This is a genomic window from Clostridioides sp. ZZV15-6598 (assembly GCF_020657705.1).
Classification (GTDB): Bacteria; Bacillota; Clostridia; order Peptostreptococcales; family Peptostreptococcaceae; genus Clostridioides; species Clostridioides difficile_F.
On sequence record NZ_JAGWCS010000299.1, the window covers coordinates 1 to 805 of the forward strand.

The window sequence follows — 805 nt, forward strand, 5'->3', positions numbered from 1 at the left end:
TAATTCTCCACAGGCTATCCCCGTAGTTCCTACGGTTCTTACATAAGTTATCTATTTTAAACTGTTATTAGTCTTAACCCTTCTTTTAATATATTGATACTTGCATTATATCTCTATCGTGAGTTACATTACAACAAGGACAAATCCATTCTCTTATATTTAAATTCTTTATTGCCTCGTTTTTATACCCACATTTATTGCATATTTGTGAACTTGCAAAGAACTTACCTACCTTTACAATTTGTCTACCATACCAATTAGCCTTGTATTCTAATTGACGAACAAATTCTGACCACGACACATCTGAAATAGAACTAGATAGTTTATGATTTCTAATCATATTCTTTACTTGTAAATCTTCTATACAAATAATATCGTTCTCTTGTATTAATTTAGTAGATAATTTTTGTAGAAAATCCTTTCGCTGATTAGCTATATGTTCTTGAAGTCTTGCAACTTTTAATCTTGCTTTATTTCTATTTGAACTACCAATTGTTTTTCTCGATAATTCTCTTTGTAATTTAGCAAGTTTGTTTAATGATTTTAGAAGATACTTAGGATTTTCTATAAATTGTCCACAACTTGAGATACAAAATTCTTTAATTCCTAAATCTAAGCCTATTTGACTATTAGTATTTTCAAATGCTTTAATGTCTATATCAGTACAACATAATGATACATAATATTTACCACTTGGCTCTTTGGATACAGTAGCATTAAGTATTCTTCCTTGAGGTACTTGTTTATCCCTTACTTTAACCATACCAAGTTTAGGTAATTTTATATATTGACTAAAGTACATAAT

The 805-nt window shown here is 28.4% G+C and carries 1 pseudogene; it reads right to left on the reverse strand.

The window, feature by feature from the left end:
- Positions 1 to 56 precede the first annotated feature (56 nt).
- A pseudogene (locus tag KGF50_RS21705) lies at positions 57 to 805 on the reverse strand (RNA-guided endonuclease TnpB family protein); the annotation flags it as partial.